Here is a 2,836-nt window from a genome sequence, read left to right on the forward strand (position 1 = left end):
TGCAACGGTAACAGCCAGTGGCGGAACAGGACCTTATACTTATCAATGGTCACCAAGTGGCGGAACGGGTGCTACTGCTTCAAACCTAGTAGCCGGAACATATACAGTCACAGTCAAAGACGCGAATAATTGTAGCGTAACCGCAACAGTTACTATCACCCAACCAACAGTTTTAACGGCAAGTGTAACCGGAATAAATGTAAAATGTAATAGTGGTAATGATGGAAGCGCAACAGTAACGGTTAGTGGTGGTACCGGACCTTACACCTATCAATGGTCACCAAGCGGTGGAACAGGTGTAACAGCAAGTAGTTTAACAGCTGGAACATATACAGTTACGGTAAAAGATGCAAACAATTGTAGCGTAACGGCAACTGTGACTATCACCCAGCCAACAGTTTTAACGGCGAGTGTAACCGGAGTTAACGTAAAATGTAATTCAGGCAATGATGGTAGTGCAACAGTAACAGCCAGTGGTGGTACCGGACCTTATACTTATCAATGGTCACCAAGCGGCGGAACGGGTGCCACAGCAAGTGGCTTAACTGCCGGAACATATACAGTCACAGTCAAAGATGCAAACAATTGTAGTGTAACAGCAACAGTGACGATTACCCAGCCAACAGTTTTAACGGCAAGCGTTACAGGAATAAACGTAAAATGTAACGCAGGTAATGATGGCAGCGCGACAGTAACGACCAGTGGCGGCACTGGACCTTATACTTATCAATGGTCACCAAGCGGCGGAACAGGTGCTACGGCTTCAAACCTAGTGGCCGGAACATACACAGTCACAGTAAAAGATGCAAACAATTGTAGCGTAACCGCAACGGTTACTATCACCCAACCAACAGTTTTAACAGCTAGCGTTACAGGAATAAACGTAAAATGTAACGCAGGCAACGATGGCAGCGCAACAGTAACGGCCAGTGGCGGCACTGGACCTTATACTTATCAATGGTCACCAAGCGGTGGAACAGGTGTCACAGCAAGTAGTTTAACCGCCGGAACATATACAGTCACAGTCAAAGATGCGAACAATTGTAGTGTAACAGCAACGGTGACTATCACCCAGCCGACGGCTCTTACCAGAACTATCACAGGTGTAAACGTAAAATGTAATGGTGGTAACGATGGCAGCGCGACAGTAACGGCCAGTGGTGGCACTGGACCTTATACTTACCAATGGTCACCAAGCGGTGGAACAGGTGCCACAGCAAGTAATTTAACCGCTGGAACATACACAGTCACAGTCAAAGATGCAAACAATTGTAGTGTAACAGCAACGGTGACTATCACCCAGCCAACAGTTTTAACGGCAAGTGTAACCGGAATAAACGTAAAATGTAACGCAGGTAATGATGGAAGCGCAACGGTAACGGCCAGTGGTGGTACCGGACCTTACACTTATCAATGGTCACCAAGTGGCGGGACGAGTGCTACGGCTTCAAACCTAGTGGCCGGAACATATACAGTTACGGTAAAAGATGCGAATAATTGTAGCGTAACGGCAACAGTTACTATCACCCAGCCAACAGTTTTAGCAGCTAGCGTTACAGGAGTTAACGTAAAATGTAACGGTGGCAACGATGGTAGTGCAACAGTAACGGCCAGTGGCGGCACTGGACCTTATACTTATCAATGGTCACCAAGCGGCGGAACAGGTGCCATAGCAAGTGGCTTAACTGCCGGAACCTATACAGTCACAGTCAAAGATGCGAACAATTGTAGTGTAACAGCAACGGTTACGATTACTCAGCCAACAGTTTTAACAGCAAGTGTAACCGGAGTTAACGTAAAATGTAACAGCGGCAACGATGGAAGCGTGACAGTAACAGCTAGTGGCGGCACTGGACCTTACACCTATCAATGGTCACCAAGTGGCGGGACGAGTGCTACTGCTTCAAACCTAGTGGCCGGAACATACACAGTCACAGTAAAAGATGCAAACAATTGTAGCGTAACGGCAACGGTGACTATCACCCAACCAACAGTTTTAACAGCGAGCGTTACAGGAATTAACGTAAAATGTAACGCAGGTAATGATGGTAGCGCGACAGTAACGGCCAGTGGTGGAACAGGACCTTATACTTATCAATGGTCACCAAGTGGCGGAACAGGTGCCACAGCAAGTAGTTTAACCGCTGGAACATACACAGTTACAGTCAAAGATGCAAACAATTGTAGTGTGACTGCAACGGTGACTATCACCCAACCAACAGTTTTAGCAGCTAGCGTTACAGGAATAAACGTAAAATGTAATGGTGGCAATGATGGCAGTGCAACGGTAACAGCCAGTGGCGGCACTGGACCTTATACTTATCAATGGTCACCAAGCGGCGGAACGGGTGCCACAGCAAGTGGCTTAACTGCCGGAACATATACAGTTACAGTCAAAGATGCAAACAATTGTAGTGTAACGGCAACGGTTACTATCACCCAGCCGACTGTTTTAACGGCAAGTGTAACCGGAATAAACGTAAAATGTAACGGAGGCAATGATGGTAGTGCAACAGTAACGGCCAGTGGTGGTACTGGACCTTATACTTATCAATGGTCACCAAGTGGCGGAACGGGTGCTACGGCTTCAAACCTAGCCGCTGGAACATACACAGTTACAGTCAAAGATGCAAACAATTGTAGTGTGACAGCAACGGTTACTATCACCCAGCCAACAGTTTTAACGGCAAGTGTAACCGGAATAAACGTAAAATGTAACGCAGGTAATGATGGAAGCGCAACGGTAACGGCCAGTGGTGGTACCGGACCTTACACTTATCAATGGTCACCAAGTGGCGGGACGAGTGCTACGGCTTCAAACCTAGCCGCTGGAACA

Annotated in this window: 1 protein-coding gene; it reads left to right on the forward strand. The window is 47.2% G+C overall.

Annotated elements, in window-relative coordinates; translation table 11 throughout:
- The coding region (locus tag WAA15_RS24335) for a beta strand repeat-containing protein (RefSeq protein WP_442892829.1) at window positions 1-2,836 on the forward strand (2,836 nt) is incomplete at both ends.

It is taken from the genome of Emticicia sp. 17c (assembly GCF_037153985.1).
In the GTDB taxonomy this organism is placed as follows: domain Bacteria; phylum Bacteroidota; class Bacteroidia; order Cytophagales; family Spirosomataceae; genus Emticicia.